Annotated in this window: 18 protein-coding genes; 8 read left to right on the top strand and 10 right to left on the bottom strand. The window is 58.5% G+C overall.

Annotated elements, in window-relative coordinates; translation table 11 throughout:
• Positions 1–376 precede the first annotated feature (376 nt).
• Entirely contained in the window at positions 377–1,564 is a 1,188-nt protein-coding gene (locus tag Q0816_RS14815) for a Zn-dependent hydrolase (RefSeq protein WP_298851925.1), read from the bottom strand.
• Between the two features lie 136 nt (positions 1,565–1,700).
• Here Q0816_RS14815 and Q0816_RS14810 point away from each other — a divergent pair, with 136 nt between their 5' ends.
• Genes Q0816_RS14810 through Q0816_RS14790 form a run of 5 tightly spaced genes read left to right on the top strand, consistent with a single transcriptional unit; the run spans position 1,701 to position 5,472 of the window.
• Positions 1,701–2,351 (top strand): histidine phosphatase family protein, encoded by a 651-nt coding sequence (locus Q0816_RS14810; protein WP_298851922.1) that lies wholly within the window; start codon positions 1,701–1,703, stop codon positions 2,349–2,351.
• Between the two features lie 19 nt (positions 2,352–2,370).
• Positions 2,371–2,985 (top strand): glutathione S-transferase family protein, encoded by a 615-nt coding sequence (locus Q0816_RS14805; protein WP_298851920.1) that lies wholly within the window; start codon positions 2,371–2,373, stop codon positions 2,983–2,985.
• A gap of 14 nt (positions 2,986–2,999) precedes the next feature.
• The gene (locus Q0816_RS14800) at positions 3,000–4,046 is read left to right on the top strand and encodes a saccharopine dehydrogenase (protein ID WP_298851918.1); all 1,047 of its coding nucleotides are present in this window, start codon (positions 3,000–3,002) and stop codon (positions 4,044–4,046) included.
• Between the two features lie 12 nt (positions 4,047–4,058).
• Positions 4,059–4,307, top strand: coding sequence for a SemiSWEET family sugar transporter (locus Q0816_RS14795; protein WP_298851915.1), 249 nt, complete (start codon positions 4,059–4,061; stop codon positions 4,305–4,307).
• Between the two features lie 22 nt (positions 4,308–4,329).
• Entirely contained in the window at positions 4,330–5,472 is a 1,143-nt protein-coding gene (locus tag Q0816_RS14790; RefSeq protein ID WP_298851911.1) for a saccharopine dehydrogenase family protein, read from the top strand.
• 93 nt (positions 5,473–5,565) lie between these two features.
• On the opposite strand, the gene Q0816_RS14785 is transcribed toward Q0816_RS14790, so the two are convergent.
• From Q0816_RS14785 to Q0816_RS14770, 4 genes are all read right to left on the bottom strand, one after another.
• Positions 5,566–5,769: a hypothetical protein gene (locus tag Q0816_RS14785; protein WP_298851908.1), complete on the bottom strand. Its 204-nt coding sequence runs from the start codon at positions 5,767–5,769 to the stop codon at positions 5,566–5,568.
• A 59-nt stretch (positions 5,770–5,828) separates the two neighbouring features.
• Positions 5,829–6,056 carry a DUF1127 domain-containing protein gene (locus Q0816_RS14780; protein WP_298851907.1) on the bottom strand — a complete coding sequence of 76 codons (228 nt, stop codon included), beginning with the start codon at positions 6,054–6,056 and terminating at the stop codon, positions 5,829–5,831.
• Positions 6,057–6,261: 205 nt separating this feature from the next.
• Positions 6,262–6,579 carry a DUF3775 domain-containing protein gene (locus Q0816_RS14775; RefSeq protein WP_298851905.1) on the bottom strand — a complete coding sequence of 106 codons (318 nt, stop codon included), beginning with the start codon at positions 6,577–6,579 and terminating at the stop codon, positions 6,262–6,264.
• An 84-nt stretch (positions 6,580–6,663) separates the two neighbouring features.
• Positions 6,664–7,437, bottom strand: coding sequence for a DUF1365 domain-containing protein (locus Q0816_RS14770; protein ID WP_298851903.1), 774 nt, complete (start codon positions 7,435–7,437; stop codon positions 6,664–6,666).
• 146 nt (positions 7,438–7,583) lie between these two features.
• Between Q0816_RS14770 and Q0816_RS14765 the strand changes: the two genes are divergently transcribed.
• Genes Q0816_RS14765 through Q0816_RS14755 form a run of 3 tightly spaced genes read left to right on the top strand, consistent with a single transcriptional unit; the run spans position 7,584 to position 9,352 of the window.
• Complete coding sequence (locus Q0816_RS14765) at positions 7,584–8,240, top strand: sigma-70 family RNA polymerase sigma factor (protein WP_298851945.1); 657 nt, start codon at positions 7,584–7,586, stop codon at positions 8,238–8,240.
• Positions 8,241–8,250: 10 nt separating this feature from the next.
• The gene (locus Q0816_RS14760) at positions 8,251–8,901 is read left to right on the top strand and encodes a ChrR family anti-sigma-E factor (RefSeq protein WP_298851943.1); all 651 of its coding nucleotides are present in this window, start codon (positions 8,251–8,253) and stop codon (positions 8,899–8,901) included.
• A 46-nt stretch (positions 8,902–8,947) separates the two neighbouring features.
• Complete coding sequence (locus Q0816_RS14755; RefSeq protein WP_298851901.1) at positions 8,948–9,352, top strand: hypothetical protein; 405 nt, start codon at positions 8,948–8,950, stop codon at positions 9,350–9,352.
• Positions 9,353–9,355: 3 nt separating this feature from the next.
• Here Q0816_RS14755 and Q0816_RS14750 read toward each other — a convergent pair whose 3' ends face one another.
• From Q0816_RS14750 to Q0816_RS14730, 5 genes are all read right to left on the bottom strand, one after another.
• A complete protein-coding gene (locus Q0816_RS14750) occupies positions 9,356–10,585 on the bottom strand; it encodes a DNA recombination protein RmuC (RefSeq protein ID WP_298851900.1) in 1,230 nt (409 codons plus the stop codon).
• A 57-nt stretch (positions 10,586–10,642) separates the two neighbouring features.
• Positions 10,643–12,505 carry a DNA mismatch repair endonuclease MutL gene (mutL, locus tag Q0816_RS14745; RefSeq protein ID WP_298851899.1) on the bottom strand — a complete coding sequence of 621 codons (1,863 nt, stop codon included), beginning with the start codon at positions 12,503–12,505 and terminating at the stop codon, positions 10,643–10,645.
• 263 nt (positions 12,506–12,768) lie between these two features.
• On the bottom strand, positions 12,769–13,698 hold the full coding sequence (locus tag Q0816_RS14740; protein ID WP_298851897.1) for a metal ABC transporter permease: 930 nt from the start codon (positions 13,696–13,698) through the stop codon (positions 12,769–12,771).
• A complete protein-coding gene (locus Q0816_RS14735) occupies positions 13,695–14,900 on the bottom strand; it encodes a metal ABC transporter permease (protein WP_298851896.1) in 1,206 nt (401 codons plus the stop codon). Before Q0816_RS14735 ends, Q0816_RS14740 begins: the two co-directional genes overlap by 4 nt.
• Before the next feature lie 3 nt (positions 14,901–14,903).
• Complete coding sequence (locus tag Q0816_RS14730; RefSeq protein WP_298851894.1) at positions 14,904–15,707, bottom strand: metal ABC transporter ATP-binding protein; 804 nt, start codon at positions 15,705–15,707, stop codon at positions 14,904–14,906.
• Position 15,708 lies beyond the last annotated feature (1 nt).

The following is a 15,708-nucleotide window of genomic DNA, read 5'->3' as shown; positions in this document are numbered from 1 at the left end:
ACAGGCATCTCCCAACCAGCAAAATCAACCAGCTTACCACCCAACTCAACATGCAATGAGTAAAGGGGCGTGCGTTTCGATGAAGTCATGAGCCGGTTACCTTCTGCGTGCCTAAAGGTCAAAATGCATAACCGTCAGTCTGCCCCAAGCCGAAAAGAATGCAATGATTCCACCCAGTTTTTAGCGAAACACCATCCTAAGCAGAGGCGGTATACAGACGCATGCACCATGAATGTTCCCATAGGAAACTTTTCTCCGTTAGGCAACAATCATCACTCTGAATCAACGGAAACACGAGTATCTTACCAGGAACAAAAAGAAGTTTTTCTCTGTCGGCACAACGGCTTCTTAGAAGGATGTCTGCCCCAGACGACGTTCACGAGGAGAGTGACCGCATAGCGCGATCCAGAACCTCAAGCCCTGCAATCAAATCGGTCTCGGCTGTGTCTTCCGCAAAGTCATGGCTGATTCCGTTGATCGAGGGCACGAACAGCATCGCGACCGGCATCAGCCGAGAAACGTTGGTGGCATCGTGCAATGCACCTGAGGGCATTCTGCGCCATTTGCCCTGAGCGACCTGTTCCGCTCCGTTTTCCAGTGCCCCGCGCAGGGTCAGATCCATAGCGACAGGTTCCAACCCCAACATCGGGCCGTAATCCAAAGCCATTCCCAGCTCATCGGCGATCTCTTGCGCTGTCGCTCGAATGATCTCCTCCATTCGGACCAGGCGGTCTGCATCACTATCACGCCATTGCATCGAAAACCTCACACGCCCCGGCACGATGGACGAGGCGTTCGGATGCAGTTCGACCCGCCCGATAGTCCAGACTGTCTGAGGCGTAACCACATTGCGAAAGCGTTCATTGAGCCGGGTGTTGAACACGGACAAGGCCTGAAACGCATCGCGGCGCAGGTGCATGGGCGTGGTGCCAGCGTGGTTTTGTTGCCCCTCATAGGTGATGGACATGTCGCGGATGCCGACGATATCGGTGACGACGCCAATCTGCTCTCGTGTCGCGTCCAGTGAGAGGCCCTGTTCGATATGCATCTCTACGAAGCCACTAAATTGGGACGGGTCCACGAAACTTTGCGACAGGTCGGCCATGGTTGATCGGGCCTGGCAAAAGGTGACGCCCGCCCCGTCTGTCAACACATCGGCCTTTTCCAGAGGTAACCCACCTGACCATACGGCAGAGCCAGTGGTCACGCCGAATCGGCCTTCCTCGTCCTGAAAGCTGACAACTGAAATGGGCCGGTCGCTGGAACGCGCGATTTCCAACGCGGCAATGACACCCAGCGCGCCGTCCAGCCAGCCACCTTCGGGCTGGCTGTCGGAATGCGATCCCATCAGCAGAGACCTTCCAGACGCCAATCCGAACAGGTTACCGACCGGATCAAACTGCGGTGTCAGACCGGCTTCGGCCATACGCACGGCAAGCCACTGGCGCGCAGCGATGTCCGCATCTGAATAGGCCGGGCGGACGACCCCCTTGCCCACACCCGAAGCACCGAATTCACGCAATTTATGCAGGTCGGTCAGAAAACGCCTGTGATCGACGGCCATGTGCACCTCCGGAAATTTGCTCAGGGAGACCATAGCCAGAAACGGAATTGGGGCGAGTATTTTTTCCGCAAGACATGAAACCCCTCTGGTCCCGACAAGGAACCTGCCCTAAGACTTCGGCGCAAGAGGGACCGACATGTCACATATCACATTGGTGCGTCACGGGCAGGCAAATACGACGGCACGGGACGAGGTAAGCTATGACAGGCTCAGCGAACTGGGGCATCAGCAGGCGCGCTGGCTGGGGGCGCATCTGCGTGACACCCGCAGCCACTATACGCGGGTCTATTGCGGCACCCTGACCCGCCATGCCGAGACAGCGGCCAGTATGGACTTGCCCGATCCAATCCGTGACGCACGACTGAATGAGATCGAGTATTTCACGCTTGCGCAATTACTCGAGGAACAACATGGTGTTGCGATCCCCACGGATCGCGAAGGGTTTGTCGAACATCTGCCCAAAACATTTTCGGCCTGGGCCAATGGGGACATCGAGAACACGCCCGAAACCTTCGACGCGTTCGAAACCCGTGTTCGCGACGCGCTGCGCGAGATCGGAACCGAAGGCGGGCCGGCCATTGTTGTGACCTCGGGTGGGTTGATCTCGATGGTGGTGCGGCAGGCGATGGGGTTGGATATCCCGTCGATGGCACGGGTTGCTCTTGCCATCATGAACACGTCGATGCATCGTCTGCACCCGATTGGCGCTCAGCTAAGCCCGGTTCTGTTCAATGCCGTTCCGCATCTGGAAGCACCTGACCGGCAGTTCGCGCAGACCCACCTGTAAACCAGATCGGAGACCCCTGATGCAGCTCTACTATGCCCCCCGGACCATCTCGGTCGCTGTCGCGATAGCGTTGGAAGAGGCCGGACAGGAATACGAAGCGATCAAGTTGGACTTCGCTGGGGGTGAGCAGACAAAACCTGCCTACAAACAGATCAACCCCAAGGGCCGCGTTCCGGCGCTGGTCGTTGATGGCGGTATCCTGACTGAAACCGGCGCGCTGTTGGAATTTGTCGCGGCCAAAGCACCCGAAGCCGGGTTGGTGCCTGCTGATCCGGTGATGGCCGCACGGATGCGCGAGGTGATGTTCTACCTTGCCTCGACCATGCATGTGAACCACGCACACAAGATACGCGGGCACCGTTGGGCCGACAAGAAGTCCAGCTGGAAAGACATGAAAGACAAGGTCGCGCAGACGATGACCGCGTCCTGCGACTATATCTCTTCGAATGGCCTGCGTGGACCGTTTGTGCTGGGCGAGGCATTCTCGCTGGCCGATGCTTACCTGTTCGTGGTGTGCAGCTGGCTGGAAGGCGACGGCGTCGACGTTTCGGCCTTTCCCAAAATTCTCGCCTTCCGTGAGGCGATGGAAGCACGTCCTTCGGTTCAGGCGGTGCGTGCCGCCGGGATGCTCTGACAAAAGGAAATAAGATGACACATCTCTGGGTCCGGGCAGAACAGCGCCCGAATGAGGAACGGGTTGGGCTGACACCTGAAGGTGCTGCCGAGCTGACCGCCGCAGGCATCCGCGTCACGGTCGAGGAAAGCCATGTCCGTGCCATCCCATTGGACGGCTACAAGGAGGCAGGCTGCAAGATTGCGCCCGAGAATTCCTGGCCCGAGGCCCCACTGGATGCGATTATCTTCGGGCTTAAAGAACTGCCCGAAGATGGCACACCCCTGCCCCACCGCCACATCATGTTTGGCCACGCCTATAAAGGCCAACACCCCGGCCGGGCGCTGCTGGACCGGTTCAAGGTCGGTGGCGGCACGCTCTACGACTTGGAGTACCTCGTTGATGAGGATGGTCGCCGGGTGGCTGCGTTTGGCTATTGGGCCGGATATGCGGGTGCTGCGGTGACGCTCAAGACATGGGCCGCGCAGCAACGGGATGAGGAATGCCCGCCGGTTGGTGTGTATTCAGACAAAGATTCGCTGAACGCGGAACTGTTGGCCGAGTTGGACGCCACCGGGTCTGCACGCCCACGCGCTATGGTCATCGGCGCCCTGGGCCGTGTCGGGACCGGTGCCGCGGACCTGTGCGAGGCGATGAGCGTCAGCGTCACCAAATGGGACATGGCCGAGACCGCCAGCGGCGGACCCTTCCCGGAAATCCTTGACCACGACCTTTTTCTGAACTGTATCTTTGCGCGCCCGGGCACCCCGGTCTTTGTCCCGCGTGAAGCATTGACCGCCCAGCGCAAACTGACCGCCATCGGCGACGTGGCCTGCGATCCGGACAGCGACTACAACCCGGTGCCGGTCTATGATCGCGCCACCACATGGGACACCCCTGCCCTACGCGTGGCCACCGACCCGGTGATGGACTTAATGGCAATCGACAACCTGCCGTCGATGCTGCCGGTCGAAAGCTCGGAAGACTACGCCGCGCAACTGCTGCCGTCTCTGCTGACGCTAATCGATCTTGAAAAGGGTGTCTGGGGTCGTGCGCGGGACGAGTTCAGAAAACATGTCTAAACGAGCGCGCGCATGGAACATCTGATCGGAGGGGCAGCGGCGGTTCTGGGCACTGTGTGCTGGCTACCGCAAACCCTGAAAACGTGGCGCAGTCGCGAGACCAAGGACCTGTCTCTGCCAGCAAACCTGTTGATTCTGTCCACGCTGACCCTGTGGCTGATCTATGGGTTGATGATCTCGGCATGGCCGCTGATCCTTGGCAATGTGATATCGATCCTACTTGTCGGTGCGATTGTGACCGCGAAACTGAAATTCGGCTGAACCGCCTTAAAGGAGCTTTCAAATGACCATCCATTGGTGTGGCACCGGCCTCTCGGCCATTCCCGGCCTGCGCCGCCTGATCGAAGGCGGGCACAAGGTTATTGTCTGGAACCGAACCATCGAAAAGGCCAAGGCCGAAGTCGGAGACCTGACCGACGACATCCACGCTTTCGACATCGACGTCTTGGGCGCGGTCTTGCAGAAAGGTGATGTGATCGTTTCGATGCTTCCGGGTGACTGGCACGTGCCGCTGGCGGAACTGGCGATTTCGAAACAAGCCAATTTCGTCTCGTCCTCTTACATCGCGCCCGAAATGCGCGCTCTGGATGACAAGGCGCGTGAAGCCGGTGTGGCGCTGGTCAACGAGGTCGGGCTGGATCCGGGCATCGACCACCTGATGGCGCACGCCTTGGTTGACGACTACCGCGCCTCGGATGCATTCGATCCACAAAACCACCTGAGCTTCATCTCCTATTGCGGCGGCATCCCAAAGCATCCGAACCCGTTCCGCTACAAGTTCAGCTGGTCGCCGCTGGGCGTGCTGAAAGCGCTGCGGTCACCGTCGAAATCAATCCGCGACTACGCCCCGCTGGACGTTGCCCGCCCGTGGGACGCGATCAGCAGCTACATCGCGCCGCTGCCTGCACCGGAAAGCTTTGAGGTCTATCCGAACCGCGACTCGCTGCCCTTCATGGCCGAATACCAGTTCGAGGAGCACTGGACCGTCAAGGAATTCGTCCGCGGCACCCTGCGCCTGAACGGCTGGGCCGACGCGTGGTCGGGTGTTTTCAGCGAGATCGAAACCCTTTCGGGGGCCGCAGGCGATGCACGTCTGAAAGAGATGTCGGATCAGTTTTGGGAGGAAAACGCCTATGACGAGGGTGAACCCGACCGCGTGGTTCTGTGCGTGAGCCTGAAGGCCGAGAAAGACGGCGTCAAAATCTGGCACAAAACCTATGTCATGGATGCCTGGGGTGACGAGCGTGGCACAGCAATGGCCCGTCTGGTGTCAATCCCGGTCTCACTGGCCATCGAGGCGGTTCTGAACCGCGCCATCCCGGCGGGCGTTCACGCAGCCCCCAGCGATCCGAAGCTGGTGCAGGGTTGGATGGGTGAAATCGACAGGCTGGCCCAGCATCTGCAAATCGTCGATCACACGGCCTGATTGAAGCAAAAAAGCCATCCCAGTTTTCTGGAATGGCTTTCATTGTTCTTCTTTTCGCATATCAAACTCGATTCTGTTTGTCTCGCAGGGCCTTCAGATAAACCGCTCTATCGTGTCTTCGATATCGCTGCGGTTGATGCCAAGCTCGGACAACTGGTGATCGGTCATAGCGTTCAATTGCTGCGCTGCGCGAACAATGTCAGGGCCGATGGCCCGGATCCGCATGGCCCGGTCGAACAACAACAATGCGCTGGTGGCCGGGGCAAGTTGGTCGGTGGGCGGGATAACGTCAAACATACTGGTAACCTCATAAACGGGATCATGGCGATTGGTGTAAGCTCACGTTGAACACGCAATCACTGCCGGTATGGCTTGTTGTGATAAACACTCTCATACACGCGCCGCTTGATCTGGTCTCGCTGGACGCCGATATCAGCCAGTCGCTGGTCGTCGAGCTTTTCCATATCCTTTACAGTTTTCGAATAAATTCGGCGGCGGAAGTGCTCAACTTTTGCGTCTGCGTATTTTACAAACAGGCCGTCAAGAAGGCCGTTCTGCGGGGCTGCAATTTGTGTATGTGCCATGTCTTTCTCCTCCTGAACTCGATTTCGTTGTCTTCATGAAATCAAATCTGGGAAGGCTGCCTTAACGTTGCCAAAGCAGTGGATTAAGGTTTCTTAACACGTGTCAGGAGGGAGGTCTGATCTGTACCGGCAACACGTTTTTTTTGAGGGTCAAGACCCAACGATTATCGAAGTGTCACCGAAAGTTTCTGATCCACGAATAGAACTACATCAGATCGTTCTCAACATCCTCGGCGGATATCCCCAACGCGTCCAGGCCATTCTCAAGATGATCGGACATATGCGGAGTTCCGATCAGGTAATCTGCACAAGGGGTCGAGGCCTCGGTCTTGGCGGTGGCAATCGCTTCGGCCAGATCTTCGGCGAAAAAGCTCTCGCGGCCGACCCACATGATGGCAACCAGTTCGGCCTGCTCATCTTCACTCATGCGCTCGATAAAGGCGCGCATTTCACCTTCTGCCCGGTTCAGTTCGCGCCCCATCATGGCAACCTGAGCGACCTTTCTTGCCGATATTTCCAACATGGATCAGTTCCTCGTATTCGCGTTGTTATGCCATCACAACCACCGAACACGGTCCGAGTCTTTGATCTTACGCAAACGACCGCCCTAGCGCTGCACACGTGAAACTTGCTGGTCCGGCACCGGTTCGTTGCGAAATGGACGAAAGGTCGCTTTTTTCAGCCAAAGCTTCAAAGCCTGCCAAACGATTAGCGTAAAAGTCCGCCGGGCACCAAATGGCCGTCGCAGCAGTGACCAAAGGATCACGCGATTGCTCAGGGGCTGGCGCGGCCCAGTCAACGTCGCGATCAGCCCACCGTCGGCACGGCCATAGTCGATCCAGACACCAACCCGGTTCGGGCGATAATCAAAGCGGAAGGTATAGCTGCCTTCGATCTTCTGAAAAGGCGAGACATGCATCAGCTTGTCCGCCACCACTCGGTCAGACGGTTCGATGGCCGAGAAATCGGGTTTGTGACACAGGTAACTGTGACGCGTACCATAGGTATTGGTGACCTCGGCCACCACGGCATAGAGCTTGTCGCTGTCATCAAAACAAAACCAGAGGCTCACCGGGTTGAACACATGCCCCAGAACACGGGGTTGGGTCAGCAACATGATGCGCGCCGGTTGCGCCACCGACATCTCATCGAACCGCGCGCGCAGCCAGCGTGCGCCTTCGCCCTGACCTGGTTCTCCCCCGTGATCCCTGGTGCGCCAGTTCGTGACATTCATGCGATCCACTGAAAACAGCAATGGCGTGTTCAGCTCTGCTTCGGGGTCCAGCAGGATATAGTCGATCGAGTACCGAAACGCGTTTTCAATCGTGCCCTTGCGCCCGTGATAGGTATGCCCCGCTATATGATCGATTTTTTGCGTCATTCGTTTCTTTCCGGCCTTCTTGTAAACACCTTAAACTGCACTGATTTCTTCCAGATACCGATGAACATGGTACGGGAATTTGCTCGATTTGGATCATAATGCCTCAATAAAGTGATCCGGCTTTGGCTGAGCTGCGTAATGTTGTTATGTTTACCGAGATCGATACTGTGACCTTGGACGAACCTGCGGCTGAACCGGTCGCCTTTCAGCCTCGGCGCGAATTGAAACGCATCAAGGGTAGACGGGTGAACGGAACCAACAGCAGGCGCGATACCAAAACCGAATGGCTGGATCACGTCATGCGCATCCGCGACGCGCAGGATCAGGCGGCATTTGCCGAACTTTTCCAGCACTTCGCGCCGCGCATCAAGGCGTTCCTGATGAAATCGGGATCAGATGCCACAATGGCGGAGGAATGCGCGCAGGAGGTGATGGCGACCTTGTGGAACAAGGCCCATTTGTTCGACCCGACGCGGGCATCGGTGGCCACTTGGGTGTTCACCATCGCCCGGAACAAGCGCATTGACGTCCTGCGCAAGCAGCGTCGCCCCGAACCGGAAGAGCTGGCCTGGGGTCCTGAGGCAGAGCCTGAGCAGACCGACGTGATTGCGCTGCAACAGGAGACCGCGCAGCTGCGCAACGCCTTGTCGGCGTTGCCGGAGGCGCAGAGAGAGCTGATCGAGAAGGCGTATTTCGGTGATCTGAGTCATCGGGAGATAGCGACGCAGACCGGGTTGCCCCTGGGAACGATCAAATCACGAATTAGGCTGGCGCTAGACCGCTTGCGCCATGCGATGAACTGAGATGAGTAAAATGAACAAGTCGATCAAACATCACCTGACAGATGACCTGCTGATGGCGTACTCTGCCGGCAGTCTGCCCGAAGCATTCGATCTGATCGTCGCAACGCATTTGTCCCTGTGTGTCCACTGCCGTGCGCGCGTCGAAAGTTTTGACGCCGTGGGTGGGCATGTTCTGGAAGAACAAACGGACTCCACCGCCATGAGTGACGTCTCTCTGGCAGCGACAATGGCTTTAATCGCCCAAGGCGCGTCGGCCCCCGAACCAGCGCGCCCCAAATGTTCCGTATTGCCGACCCCTTTGCAGGACTATGTTGGCGGCACTGTCTCGGATATCCGCTGGAAGCCGATCGGTATGGGCGTGAAACAAGCCATCCTGCCCACGACAAAAGACGCTACAGCTCGCTTGCTGTTCATTCCAGCCGGTGCTGCCGTTCCAGATCACGGGCATCACGGAATCGAGCTGACGATGGTTCTGCAGGGTGCATTCTCAGACGAAGTGGATTGCTTTGCCCGTGGCGATGTTGAGATCGCGGACGAGGATTTAGAACACACGCCCGTGGCAGACATTTCGGCAGATTGCATTTGTCTGGCAGTCACGGACGCGCCGCTGAAGTTCACCAAGCTGATGCCGCGCCTGTTCCAGCCCTTCCTGCGCATTTGAAGTCTCTGGCGAGGTCAACGTCAGATTCGATTTGGAAGGAAAGATCATGTACCGAAGACTGCTGCTGTCTGCCCTTCTGCTTGCAGTCGCGCCTGTTGCCTCAGCCCAGATGACCGCCGAAGTGCAGTTTCAGCCCGGCAATTACGGTGCCATGGTCAGCGGAACGATTTCAGGGGGCGCATATTTCGATTATCTGCTGGGTGCCAAGGCCGGTCAGGAAATGTTTGCCGACCTTCAGGTCAGTGACACCAATGGAAACGGTGTGATCTACTTCAACATCCTGCCACCGGACAGCGACGGGGTCGCAATCTATAACGGGTCGATTGACGGCAACACGGCCCGGATCAATCTGCCCGAGGATGGCGAGTATACAATCCGCGTCTATCTCATGGGCAATGACAGGGATACCGGCAAAACCGTGGGGTATAATCTGGATCTGTCGATCCAGTAAATCTCAGCCTTCGTGACGCGCCAGGGGTACAACGTCTGAGGCAGCCTCGGTCGCGATTTCTTCAAAGTCGAAATTGTCCAACCGCTGAGCGCGTCGGCCCGCCTTTTCGGCGCTGGTCTTGATTTCCGAGATATCCTTCGCCGCCTGACCAAAATGCCGATCCAGATTTGTAACGCGGTCGCCCAGACGCTCCACGTCCTTGTGCAGCAACCCAAGTTCTTTGCGGATCGCACCGGCCTGTTCGCGCATACGCGCATCTTTCAGGATCGCCCGCATGGTATTCAGCGTGGCCATGCAAGTCGTCGGTGAAACGACCCAAACCTTTGCGGCGAACCCTTCGCGCACAACGTCGGGCAGGCGGGCGTGCAGCTCGGCATAAATCGCCTCGGACGGAACAAACATCAAAGCACCATCGGCAGTTTCCCCGTCGAGAATGTACTTTTCGGAAATCGCCTTGATATGTACTTTTACGGCAGCACCGAATGCGCGCAGGCATCTTTCGACATCCGCCTTTGTCTGCGCGGCGGCAAGCGCTTCGAAATCCTCCAGCGGGAATTTCGCATCGATCACGATCGGGCCCGGCGGGTTCGGCAGATGGATCAGGCAATCTGCCCGTCTGCCGTTCGACAACGTGGCCTGCAGCGAATAACTGTCAGCGGGCAGCGCCTTTGATACAATATCGTTCAGTTGAATCTCACCGAACATCCCGCGCCGTTGCTTATTCGACAGGATATCCTGCAAAGACAGCACGTCACCCGACAGTTTCGTGATATTGTCCTGCGCCTTGTCGATGGCGGCCAGACGTTCCTGCAACTGTGTCAGCGATGTCGCCGTCTGTTTCGACGAGCCATGCAGGGTTTCCTTCATCCGTTCCTGCATCTCGGCCAGTGCTCGTGCCGATTTCATTGCGTTGTCCGCCAGCCGGTCGTTCATCTGCTGCTGGACCGATGACAAGCGTGCCTCGACCGTCTGGATCACCTGCACCTGCGCATTGGCCTGCGTGTCCGAGACATGCTGAAGGCCGCCGCGCATTTGTTCCTGCCCCTGCCCCAATTGCTGCACATGCTGACCCAGATGCGCCATCTGCCGTGCCAGCGGCTCCGCCATCCGGGCCGAGCGGTTGGCCGCCCGCAACGACAGGAACAACAGCAGCACGATCAAAGCCACCACCCCGCCCACAGTCAGAACAACCGGGTCATTCAACGCTATTTCAGTGCCTGCAATCTGGATCATGGGGTTCAGTTTGTTCTCGTTTTGTTTCTATCTTTTTAAGCCGTGCTTGAAAGCAAATCAACTGCGTCCGAACAGCCGTTCGATATCGCTCAGCTTTAGCTCCACATAGGTTGGTCGCCCGTGGTTGCACTGACCGGAATGCGGCGTTGCTTCCATCTCGCGCAGCAGGGCGTTCATCTCTTCGGCCCGCATCCGGCGGCCAGACCGGATCGAGCCATGACAGGCCACCCGGCTAAGGATCGCCTCAACCTTTGCCTGTACCATCTGGCTTTCACCCTGATCCGTCAGTTCGTCCAGGATATCGAGGATCATCGCGCGCGCATCAACCTCGCCCAGAATGGCAGGGGTTTCACGCACAGCGATGGCGCCTCCGCCGAAAGGTTCGATGGTCAGGCCAAAGCGCGTCAGATCATCCGCGACGGCCATCAGGCGGGCGCAATCACCTTCGGACAATTCTACGATTTCCGGAATCAGCAGAGCCTGCGCCGCGACGCCATTCTCGGCCATCTGCGTTTTCAGCTTTTCATAGACCAGCCGCTCATGTGCGGCGTGCTGATCAACGATCACCATGCCATCGACGGTCTGTGCGATGATGTAGTTTTCATGCACTTGTCCGCGTGCAGCACCCAACGGCAGATCCTGCGCCGGAGGCTCCTGAACCTCTGCAATCAGCGCAACCGGAGTCGGATCAACAACGCTGCCGCTGTAATCGTTGGCCAGTTCGGCGAAACCCGGGGCCTGGGCGCGATCCGCTGCCTGACGCGCTGCGGGCGACGGGCGATCCATCTGATAGATTCGCGCGGGGGCAGGCTGCGCCGGTTCCGGTCGCATTGCGCCCAGGGTCGCATTGGCGACTGTCGAGGATGCCCGGTGCCCGGCCTCGGCCAAAGCATGGCGCAAACTGGAAACGATCAGACCCCGCGCAATACCGGGATCACGGAACCGAACCTCGGATTTGGCCGGGTGGACGTTCACGTCAACCAGCGTCGGGTCGCAGTCGATGAACAGAGCCGCCGCCGGGTGACGGTCCCGGCTGAGGAAATCGAAATAGGCGGCACGCAACGCGCCGGTCAGCATCTTGTCGCGCACCGGGCGACCGTTGACGAACAGATACTGCGCCACCGCAGCGCCCCGGGAATAGGTCGGCAGGGCAGCATATCCATAGAGCCGGATGCCTTCACGCGTGGCGTCGATCCGCAGGGCGTTTTCGGCGAACTCGCGCCCAATCACGCGGGCCAGACGGGCATGGAGCGCGTCGAACAGATCTCCGTTCTCGCGATCCGCGCGGAAGGTCACACGACCATCGCCACCACCGGACACATCGCGCAGGGAGAAAGTCACGGAAGGTTCGGCCATGGCCAGCCGTTTCACTGTGTCAGTGATCGCCTGCGCTTCGGCCCGGTCCGTGCGCATGAATTTCAGGCGGGCTGGCGTGGCGAAGAACAGATCGCGCAGTTCGACCACAGTGCCCGCGCGCAGGGCGGCGGGTTTGACCACACCCATCTTGCCCCCCGCGATGTGGACCTGCGCTGCATCCGCATCGGGCACACGGCTGGTGATGGTCAGGCGACCGACCGCTCCCAAAGACGGCAGCGCCTCACCCCGGAACCCGAAGGTGTGGATGTTCAGCAGGTCCGACCCGTCAATCTTTGATGTGGCATGGCGGGACAAGGCCAGCGGCAAATCTTCGGCAGAGATACCGCAACCGTCGTCCGTGACACGGATCAGGGTCTTGCCACCATCGGCGATATCGATGGCAACCCGCGTGGCCCCTGCATCGATTGCGTTCTCGACCAGTTCCTTGACCGCCGAGGCCGGACGCTCCACCACTTCACCTGCCGCAATACGGTTGATTGCAGCATCATCAAGCTGCTTAATCACGGGGCGTTTTTCGCTGATATTGGGGTCTGCTTGCGCCATACCCCTAGACCTAGCACAATCGCGCACGATTCTGCCACCGGTTTGAGCAGCGCATTTTTGAAGGGAGGGGGCGTCCGGATAACCGCGAATGAGGCTTCATTCAGGATCACCCGGACGTGCCAAGTGAGTGGTGTGTTTCAGCTCGTCAATGAGACAGCATGTATCATGCACCTGTCGGAAAATCTGCTTAAGATTCGCCCGTTCAGTTTCTGGGCAGAGATTGGCCGATGACGCTCGGGCATGTGCGGCAGGAAAATGCCTGATCACGCAGATGTGTGTGCACCGATACGCGCCCGGCAGGGGCCGAACGTCGCTGCCGCAGCAAGAATCAGACCTGACATAGTGGCGATCATACCTGCCGCACTGACAGCATCCGCACCACCCAGCCACAAGGGTCCGTAACCCGCCAACACATAGCCCGACACGGCCGAGGCTGTGGCAAACAAGACGCTCCAGGCAATCTGCGTTTCCAGCCGGTTGGTCAACATCCGCGCCGCAGCTGGCGGGCAGATGAACATGGCGATCACGATGATTGAGCCTACAGCGTCAAAGGCAGCTACCGCCGCGATGGCTGCCGTGATGACCAGGGCCATACCCAGTACACCAGTACGAATGCCAATGGTCCGGGCAAAGCCTTCGTCAAAGGTCGAGATCTTCAGCGGTCGCCAGAACAACCATGTGAACAGAGTCACGCCCACCAAGGTCAGTGCTATGCGGGGTAGTTCAGGGGGCAAGCCGGCAAGTGCCTCTATGTCAAGCAAGGATGACCATCCGGTCGCGTCCAACCAGATCAGGCTTTCGAGATTGCCATAAAGCGCATGTTCCACGTCCAGATGCACGGTTGATGTGTCCGTCTGTTCAAGCAGCAGAACGCCGGCTGCGAACATGGTGGTAAAGACCACTCCCATGGCGGCGCCAGGTTCGATTTGGCCCAGTCGGCGAATAGCTTCGATCAGAACCACGGCCACAACGGCGGCCCCCGCCGCGCCCAGCATCATCGGCCAGGTTGATATGGTTCCTGTAACCAGAAATGCCACAACAATACCCGGCAGTACGACATGGCTGATCGCGTCCCCGATCAGCGCCTGTTTTCGCAGCACCAGAAAATTGCCGGGCAAAGCGCAGGCGATGGCCGCGAAGGTGCCAATCAACAGCGGTGTCAGCGACAGCGGTACGAATTCTTCGCCACTCATAGCAGTATCCCCTGTGGTCCGCCGATTCGGCGGTCGATCTCGGCGATCTGGTCGCGGGTCAAGACAGTCTCGATATCACGAAGCCCGTCATAAAGCGCAGCCGTTGCCTCATGCGCCAGGTCTGCGCGGACGATTTCCCAGCGTCTTTCGTCGCGGAGCGCCTTGGCCGCGCGCGCCTTGCCGGTGTCGGTCGCCACCCCGTCCGCGCGGGCCAGCCCCGCGCGACGTAACAAGCGCAGGGTCAAGGGTTCATAGATCTTTTGCCCCTGTGCCAAGGCCAGAAGACCTTGACGAATATGCACCCTCCGCTGAAAACGCAAATGGCGCAGCACTGCAGCAAGAACACCGCGCTTTGGAGCAAAAAAAAGGGACACGACAAAGAAGGCAAAACTGACCAGAACGATAATCGGACCGGTCGGAAGATTTGGGGCCGAAGCCGAAATGGCGGCACCAATGTATCCGGCCAACCCACCTGCTACCCCAGCGAGCAGGACTACATGTTCAGAGCGTTCGGACCAGAACCGCGCGGTCACGGCGGGGATGATCAACAATGCCACGATCAGGATCAAACCCACGATTTTCAAGCCAACCACAGTCACGGCCATGACCAAACCCATCATGGCAAGGTCAATCCTGTGCACCGGCAGCCCGCGGGCTGCAGCATATTCCGGATCGAAGGCGACAAGGGTCATCGGGCGGCGAATGATCATGACCAACAACAGCGTCACTGCACCTCCGATTGCGATGATCATCGCATCCGCCCAAAGCATTCCGGCCGTGGACCCCAAAAGAAAACCTTCCAACCCGGCCTGACGGCCCACGCCCATGGTTTGTATGACCGTCAGCAACACGATGCCGAAGCCGAAAAACACCGACAGAACCGCTCCGATGGCGGCATCCTCGGCCAGCCGTGTGTGCCGTGTCAGCCAATTCATGCAGAGAAGACCGGCCCAGGCCGAGATGGCAGATCCTGCCAGCAGGCCCAGCAGGTTACGCCCGTCCCCTCCCAGCGCAACCAATGCCATAAAGGCCAGACAGACGCCGGGAAGAGTTGCATGACTTATTGCGTCGCTGACCAGGGCGCGCTTGCGCAGAAACAGAAATGTCCCCGTCACGCCCGCCGACACCCCCAACAAAGTCGCACCCAGAGCTACCAGCGTGGCATTGTAGCCAAGCTGCAGGGTCAGAGCATCCCAAAGCATGTGTTACCCCTGCGCGCGCGACAACTGATCAATCTGCGCGGTTGCCAGTCGCCCACCATAAGCCGATTGCAACGTTTCCGCTGTGAAGGACTCGGCCACCGGCCCTTCGGCCACTTTTCGGGTATTGATCAGAAAGACGTGGTCGAAATAGTCGGTCACAGTCGCCAGATCGTGATGCACCACGACAACCGTCTTGCCCGCTTCTTTCAGCGACTTCAGCACCGCGATGATGGCTTTCTCGGTGGCAGCGTCAACGCCTGCGAACGGTTCATCCAGAAGATAAAGGTCAGCGCCCTGAGCCAAAGCGCGCGCCAGAAACACGCGCTGCTGCTGGCCGCCGGACAATTGTCCGATCTGGCGATCTGCGAAATCGCGCATTCCCACACGGTTCAGACAGTCCATCGCGCAAGCCTTGTGGCGGGCACGTACCCGACCCAACAATCCAAGCTCGCGTGACAATCCCATAAGAACCACGTCGATGACGCGTGTCGGGAAATCCCAATCGACGCTGGCGCGCTGAGGCACATAAGCGATGCGAGCCCGCTGTTTTTCCAATGGTTGGCCAAATACGGTGACCTGACCTGACAAAGGCGAAACGATGCCAAGTGCGGCCTTGAGCAGAGTCGACTTCCCGGCTCCGTTTGGTCCGATGATCGCTGTCATCGCACCGGGCTGTACCGTCATATCGACAGAGAATACGGCGGGCTTTTGTCCGTACGAGACCGTCAGCCCACGGACTGCAAGGGGGCTTTCGGCCAACCCCTGGTCGCCAACTGTCACACCTTCATTGCTAATCAGATCCAGCATC

The sequence above is a fragment of the uncultured Ruegeria sp. genome (genome assembly GCF_947497005.1).
In the GTDB taxonomy this organism is placed as follows: domain Bacteria; phylum Pseudomonadota; class Alphaproteobacteria; order Rhodobacterales; family Rhodobacteraceae; genus Ruegeria.
This window is presented reverse-complemented; position numbering and strand designations above follow the sequence as displayed.